Source organism: Mesorhizobium sp. M0894 (assembly GCF_040319725.1).
In the GTDB taxonomy this organism is placed as follows: domain Bacteria; phylum Pseudomonadota; class Alphaproteobacteria; order Rhizobiales; family Rhizobiaceae; genus Mesorhizobium.
This window is the reverse complement of record NZ_JAMYOG010000007.1, coordinates 127,636-141,233: the sequence shown is the minus strand read 5'-3', so window position 1 is coordinate 141,233 and position 13,598 is coordinate 127,636. Positions and strand designations below refer to the sequence as shown.

The window sequence follows — 13,598 nt, the reverse complement described above, 5'->3', positions numbered from 1 at the left end:
GCTGGATCGAGTTCGACTAGATCAAATTCGGAAGAAAGAGAGCGATCTGCGGAAAGAGGACAATCAGCAGGATCAGCAAAAGCGTCAGCGCGATGTAGGGTGCCGCTGACATGGCAACCGTCTTGAGCGATGTGCCTTTCGGCGCAACACCGATCATGATGAACAGCAGCAGACCAAACGGCGGCGTGGTGAAGCCGACCTCGTAGGCGAGCAGCAGGATCAGCCCGAACCATACCGGCTCGTAGCCGAATTGGTGGGCGATCGGCAGGAAGATCGGCAGCGTGATCAGCATCATCGAGACCTGATCCATGAACATGCCGAGCAGCAGGATGACGAGCACCATCATGAGCAGCATGGGATACGGTCCAAGATCATAGCCGACGATGAACTGGATAAAGCCGTTGGAGGCGCCGGAGAAGGCGAATATCTGCGAAAACGTCGTCGAAGCCGAGATGATCAGGAAGGTCATGCCGGTGACCTTCATCGCATCGTCCAGCGACTTCCAGACAACCGACCAGCTGAACCGCCGGTAGACAAACAACAAGGCGAACACGGCGGCACAGCCGAGTCCCGCCGATTCCGTCGGCGTCGCTATTCCAAGGATGATCGTGCCGACCACCATGAACACGATGACGCTCATCGGAATGATGTTGACGGCAACCGCCCTCACCTTCTCGGCCGCAGGAACGGCGGGCACCGGATAGTGCGGAGCGGCGTCCGGATCGATCTTCGTCTGTGCGAAGATCAGCGCCGCGTACATGACAACGAGGAGCAGTCCGGGCAAAGCCCCCGCTATGAGCAGCGCGCCGACGTCGATCTGGGCCAGCGAGCCGAGCAAGACAGCCAGCGAGGATGGCGGGATGATGACGGCAAGGCTTCCGGCGCCAAGCACCGGGCCGTAGGCCATATGCGGCTTGTAGCCCCGCTTCAGCATCTCCGGCACCATCAGCGAACCCATCATGCCGGTATTGGCGAGGCTCGAGCCCGACAGCGCGGAAAAGATGGTGCCGGCGGCGAGAACGACATAAGCGAGGCGTCCGCGCAGATTGCCGATGCACAGGTCGAGCGCGTAGATGACCTTCTCGCCGAGGCCGGAGCGGAAGAACAGGCTGCCCATGACAAGAAACATCGGCAGCGGAGCGAGCGCATAGGTCGAGACGGCGTCGGAGAAGTTGGCGACCATCTGCGTCACGCCGATCGAACCGCCGAAGAACAGGTACAGCCCGATCACATTGGTGACGAAGAAAGCGAAGGCGACCGGCAGCCCAAGCCCCATCAACACGAGGATGGTGCCAACAAGCACGGCGAATGGAAACAGCCAGGCCACCGGTCAGAGCCCTTCCATTTCCAGCGGATCGAGCGTGTACAGCGTGTCACGGCCGAGGAGATATCTGAGCCATTCCAGCGCAGAGAGGTAGAAGGCGAGCATGATGGGCAGAAAGACCAGCCATTTCGGCATGTCGAAACTGCGCGTTTCATATTCGCCGCCCGCCACGGCGCTTGTCAGGGACGACAGAGCGACGCTGCCAAGATAGAGGCTGACGCCGATGCAGGCGAGATAGACCAGTTTTTCAAGCACCGCCCGAGCCCGCATCGGCAGCGCCTTGCGCAGGAACTCGACGAAGACATGGCCCTTGCTGTGGACCAGCCAGGGCATCGGCAGGAATGCCGCGTAAAGCAGGCCGTATTCCGTCGCCGATACCGCCCAGGCAAGCGGCCTCAGGCCCAGATTGCGGACGCACACATCAGCAACCACCGCGACAATGATGAGGCCAAGCACCACTTTTGCCGCCGCCGCCAACGCAAGGCTCAGCTTCCCAATCGCTGCAAACAATCTGTCCATGCCCGACGACCCTCATGTCCACCTTTGCCCAGCTTTGATGGAGGGCACACAAGGCACCCTCGGCTCGGGCTATTGGAAGAATTTCTTCAACTGATCGATGTTGGTGGGATCGCGTTTGGCCATTCTCGCCCAGCTCGCCTGCGTGGCAGCCGCCAGGAATTTGTCGCGGCCGGCACCGGTCAAGCTGATCACCTTCTGCCCGCCGTCGATCATCGCCTGTGCCTGCTTTTCCGACTCGGCAAGATTGGCGTCATAGCTCGCGCGCTCGTATTCGACGGCCGTGTCGGCAAGCAGCTTCTGCGCCTCGGGCGACAGCGTGTCCCATTTGGCCTTGTTGATCGAGATCAGCACGTCGGTTTTGAAGAATTGCGGGTCGACACGGTATTTGGTGAACTTGTCCCAGCCGAACGACGCATAGCCAAACACGGTATAGGCGTTGGCATTGACGACGCCGCGCTCGAGCGAGGTGTAGACGTCCCCTGGCGCTTGCACGATCACCGTTGCGCCCAGGGATTCAAGGAAATCGCGATAGAGCGGCGACGAGCGGATCTTCAGGCTGCTCCAGTCGATGCTGCCTTCGCTGTTGAGCTTGGGTTCGTCGATGGTGAAGACGTTGAAGCCCGAGCCCGCGTCGACATGCGCCAGCAGATGGGCATTGGCCTTCTTCTCGAAAATTCCGCTGATGAAGTCCCAGCCGCCATTCTCGCGAACCTCCCACGGCGTCTTTGTCGATGCGGAGAACACCTCGCCTTCGGGCACGAGCTCGAGGAACTGCCCTGCCGGCGTGTCGATCACGTCGATCAGGCCGCTCCTGAGCGCCGCGCCCTGCTGGATCGGCGGAATGACCTCCGGCCCGCCACGCACGTTGATCTGGACCACGCCCTTGCCCTTTTCGTTCACCTTCTGAACGAACTTCAGGAAGCTCTGGGCATAGCCGTTCTGCGTCGGCGTGAAATGCACGGCGTTGAGGACGACCTCCTCGGCCGCGGCGATACCCACCACACCCGACAGGAGTGCAGCCAGAACAAGGGATTTCCAAATGCGCATTGCCGTACTCCCTTTGATAGTTCGCCCATGATCCGGCCCGTGATCGGGCCGATCTGAAAATTACAATCGCTGCGCCGCCACGCGAACGGCGGTTAACTGGCATCATCTCCTACTGTCAGGAACCGTCCATGTGCGTAGAAGACCGGCGATCGGTCAGCGCGGTCCAGCGCGACGCCTGAGACGATGCCGATGACGATCATGTGCGACGCCCGCACAATGATTTCGGCGACCCGGCATTCGAACATTGCCCGCGCGCCGACAAGCAAGGGCGCGCCGGTTTCGCCACGCACCCATGATCCGGACGAGAACCGCGCGGCCCCCTTGGCTTTGGTCATGCCGCCAAAGGCACGCACAACGTTCTCCTGGTCGCCGGCTGGCAGATTGACCGAAAAGGGCAAGCCTTCGCGAATGGCCGAGGCAAAGGTGCTGCTGCGGTTGACGCAGGCCAGCAGCGAAGGCGGCTCGGCACTGAACGAGCAGAGTGCTGTCGCCGTGATGCCGCAAAAGCCGATCTCGTCATGTTCCGACGCGAGGATGGCGACCGAGCCCGCCACGGCCCGCATTGCCTGCTTGAAGGCGCGCGGATTGATGGCGTCGTGTCCATCCACCCACGGCGTCGGAATGGCGGCCGCCGGCATCAATTTACTCGAAGCCCGGCCTGGCGCATCAGCGGCAGCACGCGGTCGCAGAAGAAGGGCAATTCGTAGGTATAGTTGACGAATGTGAGGGCGGCGCCGGAATAACCCTGGTCCATGATCGCAGTGAGGTCGTCGACGATCTTTTCCGGCGTGCCGATGAGCGGGAAAGTTCCAGCACCGCCGGCGAACCTTTGCCGATATTCGGTGAAGGCCTTCGCATCATGCGAGTTCGCGAATTCCTTCTTCTTGCGCATATGCTCGTCGACGGCGCCCTCGTCCGCGCATTCCAGCGCGTAATGCCGGTAATAATCCTCGGCTTCCTGCTGGGTTTCCCGGCAGACGACGTGACAAACCGTATAGACGCCGACTTCGCGTCCGACTTCGGCCGCTCGGTTGGTGATGTCGACCACATGCGCACGGCCGTCGGCAATTTCGGAAAAAGTCGAAAACAGGTAGTCGCAGTGGCGCGCCGCATAGTTGCGCCCCGGCGCGCCGAAGGCGGCGTTCATGGTCACCGGTCGTGGCGCCTGCAGGCTTGGCGGCCGGCTGACGACACCCTTCAGATCATAGAACTCGCCGCTGAAGTCGAACGGCTCCCTCGATTGATAGGCACGCACGATGATGTTGATCCATTCCTCGGCCTGATCATAGGTCCGCTCGCCGACCGTCTGCCCGAACATGGCGAACTCGTCCGGGTTCCAGCCGCAGACGATGTTCAAGCCGGCACGCCCGTTGGAGATGTGGTCGACCGTCGCCAGCGCTTTTGCAGCCTGCAGCGGATGAACCAGCGGCACATGCACCGTCATGAACAGGCCGATGTTTTCGGTGGCGACAGCAAGACCCGCCGCCCAGGTGAACGTCTCGAACGACCATTCCCGCACATGCGTCAAACCGCCGAAGCCGCGCCACCGGGCGATCGGCAGCAGAAACTCGAGGCCGGCGCGATCGGCGATGCAGGCGGAGTTGAGGTTGTCTTCCCAGCGGGCACGCCAGCGCTCGGGGACGGTGGTCATTGCCAGGCCGCCATCGGCGTTCATGGAAAAGACGCCGAGCTTGAACCTGTTCGGCCCTTTCAGCGGGTGCTGCTTCCTGATCATGATTTCCCCCGCCGTGACATGCTCTTGCCCTCGCCGTCGGAGTTTTGAAACGGTGGGCTCAGCTTCATGAAACGCTCCTCGGCGTTCTGAATGAAGTGCGTCATGCAGTCGTAAGCGGCGACGGCGTCGCGCTTGACGAATGCCTCGTAGATGGCGCGCATGCCGGCCACGATAACGGCCTGCGTCGGCTGGTGCGACAGCGTCCTTAAACGGACGACGAGTACATGGTCGGCGAAGCGGGCAATCGTTTGTGAAAGACGCTCGTTCGCGACCGCGCCAAGCCAACAATTCCTGAATGCCGAATTGGCCTGGAAAAAGCGGTCGGCATCGCCATCTGCGGCCGCAGCCTCTGCCTCCCGGAGCGCGGCTGCCAGGGTCTTGAGGCCAGCGGCGTCAAGTGTCCGTGCGGCGTGCGCGGCGGCCCGCGGCTCGAGCAACCGGCGGACCTCGAAGATGTCGGCGACATCCGTTGCGGTAAGCGTGGGCAGCGTGAAGCCGCGTGTGGTGCCGACGAGATAGCCCTCATGCACCAACTGCATCAAGGCGTCGCGGACAGGCATTCTGGAAATGCCGAGCCGGGCGGCAATATCGACATCGACCAGCTTCTGGCCAGGCGCCAATTCGCCATGCTGTATCGTCAGCCGGACTTGTTGATAGACCTGGGCACGCAGATTGCCATCGCCAACCCGTTTGAGCTCTATCGTTTCCGTCATCCACGCCTTCCCATGCGAAGATTTCGTATATCGTTTGAGGCTGTGATCTCGCAGTCGTGCCGTTGAAATGCAGCCATATATCGGCAGAAATCGACCTGTCAGCCATGTTCCCGGCTCAAGTGGAGCACAGGCTGGATCACCTGGCAAGATATTTCAAGTCTATAATGTATACTGTTTGAGCTCGCTGTCCGGAGGGCAGAGGATCGCGCCGTCTGTGCTGCCGCGCCGCGCGACGGCGGGGACAGCTAACGATCCGCGCGGTTCGGTAAAAAACGTACAGACGTTTTTCCGTGACACATCGAAGTTGGCGGATTTAACTAAAATTACTTGCGATCTGCGCGCGCCGGCACGCCCACCCCCGATCCCCTCGCCGGTGCGCATTACTGGATCGCCCGCCGTATCGAAAGGTGCGGCGGGCTTTTCGTTTCGTTTGGCGGGGAGGCGCTTATGCGAGACTTGCCCAGGAATATCGACGCCGACGTCGTGATCGAAATCAGCAAGTTGCTCGACGACCGGGCGAAGTCCGTGCCGGTGCCGGTGCACAAGCTGGCGGCGATGATCCGGCTGGGCGTCGAAACCCTTCTGACCGATCACTCCATCGAGGAGCTGATCGTGGAAATGGCCGCGACGCGGGGGCTTCCGATGCTGTTCGATTTGCCGGTGGTCAATGTCGACAACGTCGTGCCGATTGCCTTGGCGCGCCGTCCCCGCTGACATTTCGCTCGAGCCCCATCGGTCGTCGCGTCGCCGCCCGACTTCACTTGTCCTGATGCGCCGGCCGAGTGTCGCCTTTCTTTTCGGGGTCATGGGTATGGTGGCTGTCGCGTTCGCCGCCGCCGCCGGAGACCTTGCTGTGGCTGCGCAGGTCTGAATCGGCCGGCGGCTTTTCGACGCTCAGCGGCTTCTTGGCGTTTTCGTGCGCGGCGCCGGGACCGCCCTGGCGGATGCTGGCAGGAGTTTTCTTCGACGTGGACATGGCCTAGCGATCCTGGACGTTGCCTTGATGAGTGGTGTTGACCTTCGTATTGCCTTGCTGACCCTGCTTGTCGGGATCGGGGACGGTGGATTGCGGTGCCTGGTCGGCTGCTACCGATTTTTTGTCACCGGCCCCCTTTGGGCTCAGATTCTTCGGCGGCACAGGGGGAGGTTTTGTGCTCATGGCGTTTCTCCTTCCGCCACCCAAACAAGCGGCTCGGGAGAAAGGTTCCCGAGGGTCCGATACGAACGGTGATTGCCGCAACGAGCCGGGTCCACAGGCCGTGGCTTGGGGCCGGCGGCAGGTCCGCACAATCCAGGATTATTTCTTGATGATGTTTCCGTTGTTCAGATCGAAGGCCTGGGCACCGAACGCCTGCCTGAAGAAATCCTCCTGCAGATCTCCCCATTCGCCGAGATAGGCGCCGCAATTGCTGCAATAGATCGGCGTCGAATCCTTCGGATTGTCGGGAATCTCCATCAGGATCGTCCCGCACGCCTTGCAATCGAGCTTGTCATCCAAACGGCGGCCCATTGGCACATGATCGCGCGTTTTCAGCCGCGCGCCAATTGTCGTTTTCGTACGAAGCCAGACTGGCACGTTTTCCAACCAGCGAGGGGATCGAAAGCTAGCGTTCCGCCGGATTTCCGAAGACCGGATCTCGCCGCCTCGAATACGTCCCCACCCGCGGCAGCTCGTCTGGAAAGTCCACCCAGGGCAACCTCATGTCCCAGTATGCGTGGGCCTGTGGCGGAAACCGTTCGGGGTGATCGAGAAAGCCGATCGCCAGATAGAGTTCGTCAGGCAGGCCCTGGTCGACATAGCCGATCGATGTTCCGCAATCCGCGCAGAAGGACCGGAGCACGCCGGGGGTTTTCGAAAAGGTCTTCGGTGCGCCGGTGAGCAAGGTGAATTCAGAGGGCCGATAGCCGACCCACACCGTTAGCGGGCTTCCTATCGCCTTGCGACAGTCGTCATCGTGATCGGAGCAAACCCAGAACGGCTCGCCGCGCATTTGCGCCATTATGGCGCCGCAAAAACAGGAACCCGTTTCAGTTCGTGGCATTGGCTAACTTCATGGCTGGACTCGCCTTCACTGCTGGCCTGGCATTTCGGTATTTTCCTTCGGGTTCTTCTTGATGCCGGCGGCAGGCGAGGTCTCGGCCGGAGCATTGCCGCCCTGGTTTTGCTCAGGGGCTCTTTTGAGCGGCGAGGTTTGCCAGCCCATATCGCCGTACAAAAAGCCTATGAGAAAGCCGACGATGATGATGGCCGAAATCACCATCGCAATTAACGCGTTGCGTCGCTCCATTTCGCACGGCTCCTTTCTTCGAGCCGAACAAACCATGGCGGAAATGGTTCCGGTGGCACGGCGCGGAGCCGGCCGGAACATTCAGCCCCATGGCGGGTTCGTATGAGTGCTCTTCTACAGAGAGTGGCTCGCATGAGACCCGCCGTAACCGATCGCATCGAAACCAAGAAATACGACCACCCGACAGGCGGCTGGGGATCGCTCAAATCCCTGGTCCGCAAGGCGCGAGGCGAAGGCCTGCTGTTGTCCGGGATATGGAGCACGCTGCTCAAGCAGAACAAGGCCGACGGCTATATGTGCGTGTCTTGCTCATGGGCAAAGCCAGCCCAGCCGAGGCCTTTCGAATTCTGTGAAAACGGCGCCAAGGCGACGATGTGGGACCAGACCAAGCTGCGCTGCGAACCCGCTTTCTTCGCCGAGCATTCGGTGGCGGAATTGCTCGATTGGCCGGACCACGATCTGGAGAAACAGGGCAGGCTTACGGAGCCCATGCGCTACAATGCCGCCGTCGACCGTTACGAACCGGTTTCCTGGGACGATGCATTCCGCGACATAGCTGCCGAATTGCGACGGCTCGATCCCAAATCGGTGGTATTTTACACGTCCGGCCGCGCCTCGCTCGAGGCCTCGTTCATGTATCAGCTTTTTGCGCGGATCTACGGGTCTTCGAACCTGCCCGATTCGTCCAACATGTGTCATGAATCGACCTCGGTCGGCTTGCCGGAATCGATCGGTTCGCCGGTCGGGACCGTGCAGCTCGAAGACTTTGCGAAATGCGACATGATGCTCTTCTTCGGGCACAATACCGGGGTGACGGCGCCGCGCCTGTTGCATCCGCTGCAAGAGGCACGTCAACGCAACGTGCCCGTCTTCACTTTCAATCCTTTGCCCGAGCGGGGACTGAAGCGCTTCAAGAATCCGCAAAACCCCATCGACATGCTGTCGCCCGGACCGGGCACCAAAATGTCCAGCGACTTCTTCCAGGTCCGTTCGGGCGGCGACATCGCCGCGATAACGGGCATCGCCAAAGCGTTGCTGGCGCTCGACGATGCCGCCCGCGAAAGCGGCAGGACGCGTGCCCTCGATACGGCTTTCATCGCCGAGCACACGCATGGCTTCGCCGAGTTCGAAGCCTTCCTGCGCAACACCCAGTGGAGCGATATCGTCGCACGATCGGGCATTGCGCAGGCCGATCTGGAGCATGTCGCCGAGGTCTACAGCCATGCCAACGCGGTGATCGGCAATTACGGCATGGGCCTGACCCAGCATCGGCACGGCACCGAGAACGTCCAGATGCTGTGCAACCTTTTGATGATGCGCGGCAATATCGGAAAACCCGGCGCCGGTATTTCGCCGCTGCGCGGCCATTCCAATGTCCAGGGACAGCGCACCGTCGGCATATCGGAAAAACCCGAGCTCGTCCCGCTCGACAAGTTCGCCGAATTCTACGCCTTTGAACCGCCGCGTGAGAAAGGTCTCGATACGGTCGAGACCTGCGAGGGCGTCATCGACGGATCGGTCAAGGGCTTCGTCGGGCTCGGCGGCAATTTCGTGCGGGCCGTGCCGGAAACCGGCCTGGTCGAGAAAGCCTGGCGTGGGCTCGACCTGCATGTCGAGATCGCGACCAAGCTCAACCGCAGCCATCTGATCGCCGGCCGGACAACCTATCTGCTGCCTTGCCTGTCACGGCTGGAAAGAGATCATCAGGCGAGCGGCGACCAAAGGGTGTCGATAGAGGATTCCACCGCCTGTATCCACGGCTCGTTCGGGTCGCGACCTCCGGCTTCGCCGCATCTGCTTTCAGAGCCCAGGATCGTCGCCGAACTTGCCAAGGCGACGGTGCCGGGCAGGAGTTCGATCCCATGGGATGAGTGGGTTGGCGACTATTCCCGCGTCCGCGACGAGATCGAGCGCTGCTACCCCCAGCATTTCCGCGACTTCAACAAGCGCTTCCTGACGCCCGGCGGGTTCCATCGCGACATCAAGGCGAGCAAGCGGGTGTGGGAGACGCCGAACAAGAAGGCCAATTTCAAGCTGCCAAGTGGCCTTGAAACCGATCCTGACATCGATGTCGCCGGCGGCGATGTGCTGACACTGATCACGGTCCGCTCCAACGACCAGTTCAACACGACCGTCTACGGCTACAACGACCGGCTGCGCGGCATCAGCGGCACACGCATGGTGCTGTTGATGAACGAGAAGGACATCCAGCGCCTCGGTTTGAGCGCGGGACAGGAGGTCGATCTCGAAGCCAATGCGCAGGATGGCGTGGAGCGCCGCGTGCGCGGGCTGCGCATCACGCCTTTCTCAGTGCCGGAGGGAAATTGCGCCGGTTATTATCCCGAGCTCAACCCGCTGATTCCTCTCTGGCACAGAGCCGAGAAGGCTCATGTCCCGGCCGCCAAATCGGTACCGGTGCGGATCTTGCCATAGGCGTTCGTGTTCGCGGCAGGCACGCACCATGCGAATGTGACTTGGTTCAAAATCGAGACCTCAGCAGGCTCGCGCGAGTTCATCCACGGCATTCAGGATCGCACTCTGGCTCGCCGGCTTCTGCACGATCCTGCAAGCGCGGAATCCGGCCGGAATTTCGCGTTCGCCATACCCGGAGAGGAAAGCGAACGGCACGCCTCGCCCCCGCAATGCCTCCGCGATCGGATAGCTGGTTTCATCGTTCAACTGGATATCCAATAGCGCTGCGTCGATGCCGCCTTCGCCAACGAGGCGGAGGGCCGCCGTCACCGACGAAACCGGCCCAACCACCTGATGGCCGGCCTTGCGCAGGTAAGCCGCCGCGTCGTCGGCGATCAGCCATTCGTCCTCGACGATCAGCACACGCACCTTTCCGGTCACGACGAGCCCTCGCGGGTCAGAGGGAATGCAATTTCCACCTCCAAACCATTTGAACGGAAACTTGTTTCAACTTTTCCGCCCAGCCTGTATCCGATTTCTCCACGCAGAAGGGTAAGGCCGAAGCCGCTGTCGGTTGGCTCCTTGATGCGGGGGCCGCCCTTCTCGCGCCAGACGAGCTTGAAGGTGCCATCCACCACCGACCATTTGACAACTATCCGCCCGGCAGGCTTCGACAGTGCGCCATATTTGGCGGCATTCGTCGCCAGCTCATGAATTGCCATGCCGAAGGAGAGCCCCTGCACAGGCTTGAGGCTTACCCGCTTGCCATCAAGCTCGAACCGTTCGGCCCCAAAGGGATCAAGTTCCTGGCGCAGCAGTTCCTCGACGGAGGCTTCCGTCCAGCTTTCTCGCGAGAGCAGACTGTAGGCTCGTGACATCGCCTGCAGCCGGCCGATCAAGGCTTCGGCGAACTCGTCTTTCGAGGCCGAGTTTTCACGCGTCCGGTTGGTGATGCTGGCGACGACCGCCAGCATGTTCTTGACGCGATGGTTCAGCTCCGAGATGAGCACCTGCTGACGCTCTTCGGCCTGCGCCAGCGTCGTCACGTCGACCAGGGTCACGACCACGCCCTGGATGCTGCCGCCTTTGTCCCGGTAAGGGTTGATGCGAACCAGGTAGAACCGGCCCTTGTCGTCGCGCGCAAGGTGATGGTTCAGGGTCTCTCCCGTCTCGAACACCGCCTGGATGTGCCGCTTCAACTCGGGGTAGTCGAGTTGGCTCGAAAGATCGGTCAGCGGTCGGCCGACATCGGACGGACGCAAGTTGAAGAACGACGACGCGGCGGGGGTAAAGGTGCGCACCACAAGGTTGCGGTCGAGGAAGATGGTGGCGATTTCCGTGCTTTCGAACAGGTTTCTGAGATCGCTGTTGGCGCGGTCGAGCTCCTCTATCTTGCCGGTCAGTTCCACATTAATGGTGTTGAGCTCTTCGTTGAGCGACTGCATCTCCTCCTTCGAGGCCTCGAGCTCCTCATTGGTCGACTGCGCCTCTTCATTGACGGATACGAGTTCCTCGTTCGAGGACTTTACTTCCTCCAGCGCGGTTTCATATTCCTCGACGGTCGACTGCAGCCGCTCGCGGGTGTCGCGCAACTCCCGTTCGAGATCGGCCGTATCTTCGGTGCCGCGGCTTTCCCGTGCCGGATCGGAGCGGATCTGGGCCTGTCCCACCGGATTGAACAGGACGAGGTAGAGCGGCTCGCCATTACCGCGATCCGCGTATGGCTCGACCGTCAATGTAACGAACTGAACCTGTCCGTCATCTTCTTCGATCGCTAGGTTCTCCCGCACGACCGTGCGGCGCGTCGTCGCTGCTTCCCGCAACGCGGCGCGCAGCTCAAGTCTCAGCCCACGGCGGGCCAGAGTCAGCAACTGCCGGCTTGGAGCGCCTTGCGGCGCTTCCAGATATTTGCCCGTCCGCGCCGAGTAGTAGACGATGTCGCCATCGCCATTGACCAGCACGTGAGGCGGGGCGAACCGCTCCAGCACCTGAGCCTCGATCGCCTGGCGCAGCGAATGGCTGGCAGCATCCTTCTTCGAGCCGCCGCGTCCGACCGGAAGGGCACCCGTGCGGCCATTGCCGATCAGGACCAGCGGCCGCGGCGTGGCATGCTCCCGCGCCTGGAATATCCGCTGCTTCTTGTCGACCGTGGCGAACAGGTCGCCATGCTGACCGACGCTTTCCGACGTGCCCAGGAACAGATAACCGCCCGGCCGCAGCGCGTAGTGGAAGATCGGAATGACCCGGTTCTGGATCTGCGGGCCGAAATAGATCAGCAGGTTGCGGCACGAAATCATGTCGATGCGCGAGAAGGGGGGATCGCGGATAACGCTGTGCGGCGAAAAAATGCACAGTTCGCGCACCTCCTTGCCGAGCACATAGCTCTCGCCGTCACTGTGGAAAAAGCGTTGCCTGCGCTCGGGCGAAAGCCCGTGCAGCAGCGCTTCGGGATAACGCGCCGCACGCGCCACCGCGAGCGCCGGCTCGTCGATGTCGGTCGCGAATATCTGGACGGGAGGCGGCGCGGGAAGTTTCTCCATGCGCTCGCGCATCAGCATGCCGATCGAGAACACCTCCTCGCCGGTGGCGCAGCCGGGCACCCACACACGCACCGCATCGGACGCGTTCTTGCCTTCGAAAATCTGCGGTATGATCTTGTCCTCCAGCAATTTGAACGCTTCGGCGTCCCGAAAAAAGCTGGTGACGTTGATGAGCAGGTCGCGAAACAGCTTCGCCACCTCGTCGGGATCCCTCTTCAGCCGTTCTATGTAGGTGGTGATCGACTGTAGCTGCGTTATCTGCATGCGCCGCTTTACGCGACGCAGGAACGTCTTGGCTTTGTAGCCGGAAAAGTCGTGACCGGAATGGCTGCGCAAAATGGCGTAGATTTCATCGCGGGCTCGATCCATCTCGGCCTTGTGTTCGTCGTCCGCTTCGGTCAGGCCGTTCAGCACGTCGAAACCGCGGACAAACGCCTGAAGCTTTGCACCGATCTGCTCGGCGGGCGCCGCTATGTCGATCAGGCCGCTCGAAATCGCGCTCTGCGGCATGTCTGGATTGCGCGGGCCGGAACCGTTGGAGGTCTGGGCAATGGTCAGCCCGCCATGCTCCTTGATTGCCCTGGCGCCGAGCGTGCCGTCCGAATCGCCACCCGACAAAATAATGCCGACGGCATACTCGCCCTGGTCCTCGGCCAATGCGCTGAAGAAGATATCGATCGGCTTGCGCTCGCGGTTGAACGTGTTCGGCCGGCGCAGCGAAAGCGCGCCCTTACGGATGGTGAGGACGACCTTTTGCGGCATCACATAGACCTGGTCGGGTTGGACCGCTGCCCCCTCCTCGGCCACCAAGACCGGCATTTCGGTGTAACGTCGGATGACCTCGTGCAGCAGGCTTTCCCGCTCCGGGCTGAGATGCGTGACGACGACGAACGCCATGCCGGTGCCGCCGGTCAGTCCTTTGAACAGGCCCTCCATCGCGGGAATGCCGCCGGCCGATGCGCCGACGCCGACAATGGGAAATCTTCCATTCTGGAATACCATACCAAGCCCCGGTAACAG

The 13,598-nt window shown here is 61.4% G+C and carries 16 protein-coding genes; 3 read left to right on the top strand and 13 right to left on the bottom strand.

The genetic code is table 11. The features are described from left to right. Positions 1 to 16: 16 nt before the first annotated feature. From NKH91_RS16000 to NKH91_RS15975, 6 genes are all read right to left on the bottom strand, one after another. Positions 17 to 1,327, bottom strand: a complete 1,311-nt coding sequence (locus tag NKH91_RS16000; protein ID WP_352482787.1) for a TRAP transporter large permease — start codon at positions 1,325 to 1,327, stop codon at positions 17 to 19. A 3-nt stretch (positions 1,328 to 1,330) separates the two neighbouring features. After that, complete coding sequence (locus NKH91_RS15995) at positions 1,331 to 1,843, bottom strand: TRAP transporter small permease (protein ID WP_352638962.1); 513 nt, start codon at positions 1,841 to 1,843, stop codon at positions 1,331 to 1,333. A 69-nt stretch (positions 1,844 to 1,912) separates the two neighbouring features. Continuing rightward, positions 1,913 to 2,890, bottom strand: a complete 978-nt coding sequence (dctP, locus tag NKH91_RS15990; protein ID WP_352547442.1) for a TRAP transporter substrate-binding protein DctP — start codon at positions 2,888 to 2,890, stop codon at positions 1,913 to 1,915. Positions 2,891 to 2,982: 92 nt separating this feature from the next. Next, on the bottom strand, positions 2,983 to 3,528 hold the full coding sequence (locus NKH91_RS15985) for a flavin reductase family protein (protein ID WP_352493919.1): 546 nt from the start codon (positions 3,526 to 3,528) through the stop codon (positions 2,983 to 2,985). Next, positions 3,528 to 4,622 (bottom strand): LLM class flavin-dependent oxidoreductase, encoded by a 1,095-nt coding sequence (locus tag NKH91_RS15980; RefSeq protein WP_023716644.1) that lies wholly within the window; start codon positions 4,620 to 4,622, stop codon positions 3,528 to 3,530. The genes NKH91_RS15985 and NKH91_RS15980 overlap by 1 nt, the downstream gene beginning before the upstream one ends. Further along, positions 4,622 to 5,245, bottom strand: coding sequence for a GntR family transcriptional regulator (locus NKH91_RS15975; protein ID WP_352494028.1), 624 nt, complete (start codon positions 5,243 to 5,245; stop codon positions 4,622 to 4,624). The genes NKH91_RS15980 and NKH91_RS15975 overlap by 1 nt, the downstream gene beginning before the upstream one ends. On the opposite strand from NKH91_RS15975, the gene NKH91_RS15970 reads away from it, so the two are divergent. Both NKH91_RS15970 and NKH91_RS15965 read left to right on the top strand, forming a co-directional pair. Continuing rightward, a complete protein-coding gene (locus NKH91_RS15970) occupies positions 5,150 to 5,404 on the top strand; it encodes a hypothetical protein (RefSeq protein WP_352639243.1) in 255 nt (84 codons plus the stop codon). The two genes, NKH91_RS15975 and NKH91_RS15970, sit on opposite strands and share 96 nt — an antisense overlap. A gap of 261 nt (positions 5,405 to 5,665) precedes the next feature. Further along, on the top strand, positions 5,666 to 6,052 hold the full coding sequence (locus NKH91_RS15965) for a hypothetical protein (protein WP_352950980.1): 387 nt from the start codon (positions 5,666 to 5,668) through the stop codon (positions 6,050 to 6,052). A gap of 43 nt (positions 6,053 to 6,095) precedes the next feature. On the opposite strand, the gene NKH91_RS15960 is transcribed toward NKH91_RS15965, so the two are convergent. The 5 genes from NKH91_RS15960 to NKH91_RS15940 all read right to left on the bottom strand — a co-directional run bounded on the left by NKH91_RS15960 (position 6,096) and on the right by NKH91_RS15940 (position 7,626). After that, positions 6,096 to 6,314, bottom strand: coding sequence for a hypothetical protein (locus NKH91_RS15960; protein WP_352482793.1), 219 nt, complete (start codon positions 6,312 to 6,314; stop codon positions 6,096 to 6,098). 3 nt (positions 6,315 to 6,317) lie between these two features. Next, complete coding sequence (locus NKH91_RS15955) at positions 6,318 to 6,497, bottom strand: hypothetical protein (RefSeq protein WP_031193315.1); 180 nt, start codon at positions 6,495 to 6,497, stop codon at positions 6,318 to 6,320. A 138-nt stretch (positions 6,498 to 6,635) separates the two neighbouring features. After that, the gene (locus NKH91_RS15950) at positions 6,636 to 6,794 is read right to left on the bottom strand and encodes a hypothetical protein (RefSeq protein WP_023716639.1); all 159 of its coding nucleotides are present in this window, start codon (positions 6,792 to 6,794) and stop codon (positions 6,636 to 6,638) included. 148 nt (positions 6,795 to 6,942) lie between these two features. Further along, positions 6,943 to 7,380: a GFA family protein gene (locus NKH91_RS15945; RefSeq protein WP_502898996.1), complete on the bottom strand. Its 438-nt coding sequence runs from the start codon at positions 7,378 to 7,380 to the stop codon at positions 6,943 to 6,945. A 27-nt stretch (positions 7,381 to 7,407) separates the two neighbouring features. Beyond that, positions 7,408 to 7,626, bottom strand: a complete 219-nt coding sequence (locus NKH91_RS15940; protein WP_023716637.1) for a hypothetical protein — start codon at positions 7,624 to 7,626, stop codon at positions 7,408 to 7,410. 132 nt (positions 7,627 to 7,758) lie between these two features. Here NKH91_RS15940 and NKH91_RS15935 point away from each other — a divergent pair, with 132 nt between their 5' ends. Next, positions 7,759 to 10,059, top strand: a complete 2,301-nt coding sequence (locus NKH91_RS15935; protein ID WP_352638959.1) for an FdhF/YdeP family oxidoreductase — start codon at positions 7,759 to 7,761, stop codon at positions 10,057 to 10,059. Positions 10,060 to 10,119: 60 nt separating this feature from the next. On the opposite strand, the gene NKH91_RS15930 is transcribed toward NKH91_RS15935, so the two are convergent. After that, positions 10,120 to 10,461: a response regulator gene (locus tag NKH91_RS15930; protein ID WP_352638958.1), complete on the bottom strand. Its 342-nt coding sequence runs from the start codon at positions 10,459 to 10,461 to the stop codon at positions 10,120 to 10,122. Between the two features lie 14 nt (positions 10,462 to 10,475). Further along, a complete protein-coding gene (locus NKH91_RS15925; RefSeq protein WP_352884734.1) occupies positions 10,476 to 13,580 on the bottom strand; it encodes a CheR family methyltransferase in 3,105 nt (1,034 codons plus the stop codon). Positions 13,581 to 13,598: the final 18 nt, after the last annotated feature.

Bases quoted from the DNA above. Each gene is read 5' to 3' on its own strand.
- NKH91_RS15995 (WP_352638962.1), bottom strand. From the start codon at position 1,843: ATGGACAGATTGTTTGCAGCGATTGGGAAGCTGAGCCTTGCGTTGGCG.
- dctP (WP_352547442.1), bottom strand. From the start codon at position 2,890: ATGCGCATTTGGAAATCCCTTGTTCTGGCTGCACTCCTGTCGGGTGTG.
- NKH91_RS15985 (WP_352493919.1), bottom strand. From the start codon at position 3,528: ATGCCGGCGGCCGCCATTCCGACGCCGTGGGTGGATGGACACGACGCC.
- NKH91_RS15970 (WP_352639243.1), top strand. From the start codon at position 5,150: ATGCACCAACTGCATCAAGGCGTCGCGGACAGGCATTCTGGAAATGCC.
- NKH91_RS15960 (WP_352482793.1), bottom strand. From the start codon at position 6,314: ATGTCCACGTCGAAGAAAACTCCTGCCAGCATCCGCCAGGGCGGTCCC.
- NKH91_RS15955 (WP_031193315.1), bottom strand. From the start codon at position 6,497: ATGAGCACAAAACCTCCCCCTGTGCCGCCGAAGAATCTGAGCCCAAAG.
- NKH91_RS15950 (WP_023716639.1), bottom strand. From the start codon at position 6,794: ATGGAGATTCCCGACAATCCGAAGGATTCGACGCCGATCTATTGCAGC.
- NKH91_RS15945 (WP_502898996.1), bottom strand. From the start codon at position 7,380: ATGCCACGAACTGAAACGGGTTCCTGTTTTTGCGGCGCCATAATGGCG.
- NKH91_RS15940 (WP_023716637.1), bottom strand. From the start codon at position 7,626: ATGGAGCGACGCAACGCGTTAATTGCGATGGTGATTTCGGCCATCATC.
- NKH91_RS15935 (WP_352638959.1), top strand. From the start codon at position 7,759: ATGAGACCCGCCGTAACCGATCGCATCGAAACCAAGAAATACGACCAC.
- NKH91_RS15925 (WP_352884734.1), bottom strand. From the start codon at position 13,580: ATGGTATTCCAGAATGGAAGATTTCCCATTGTCGGCGTCGGCGCATCG.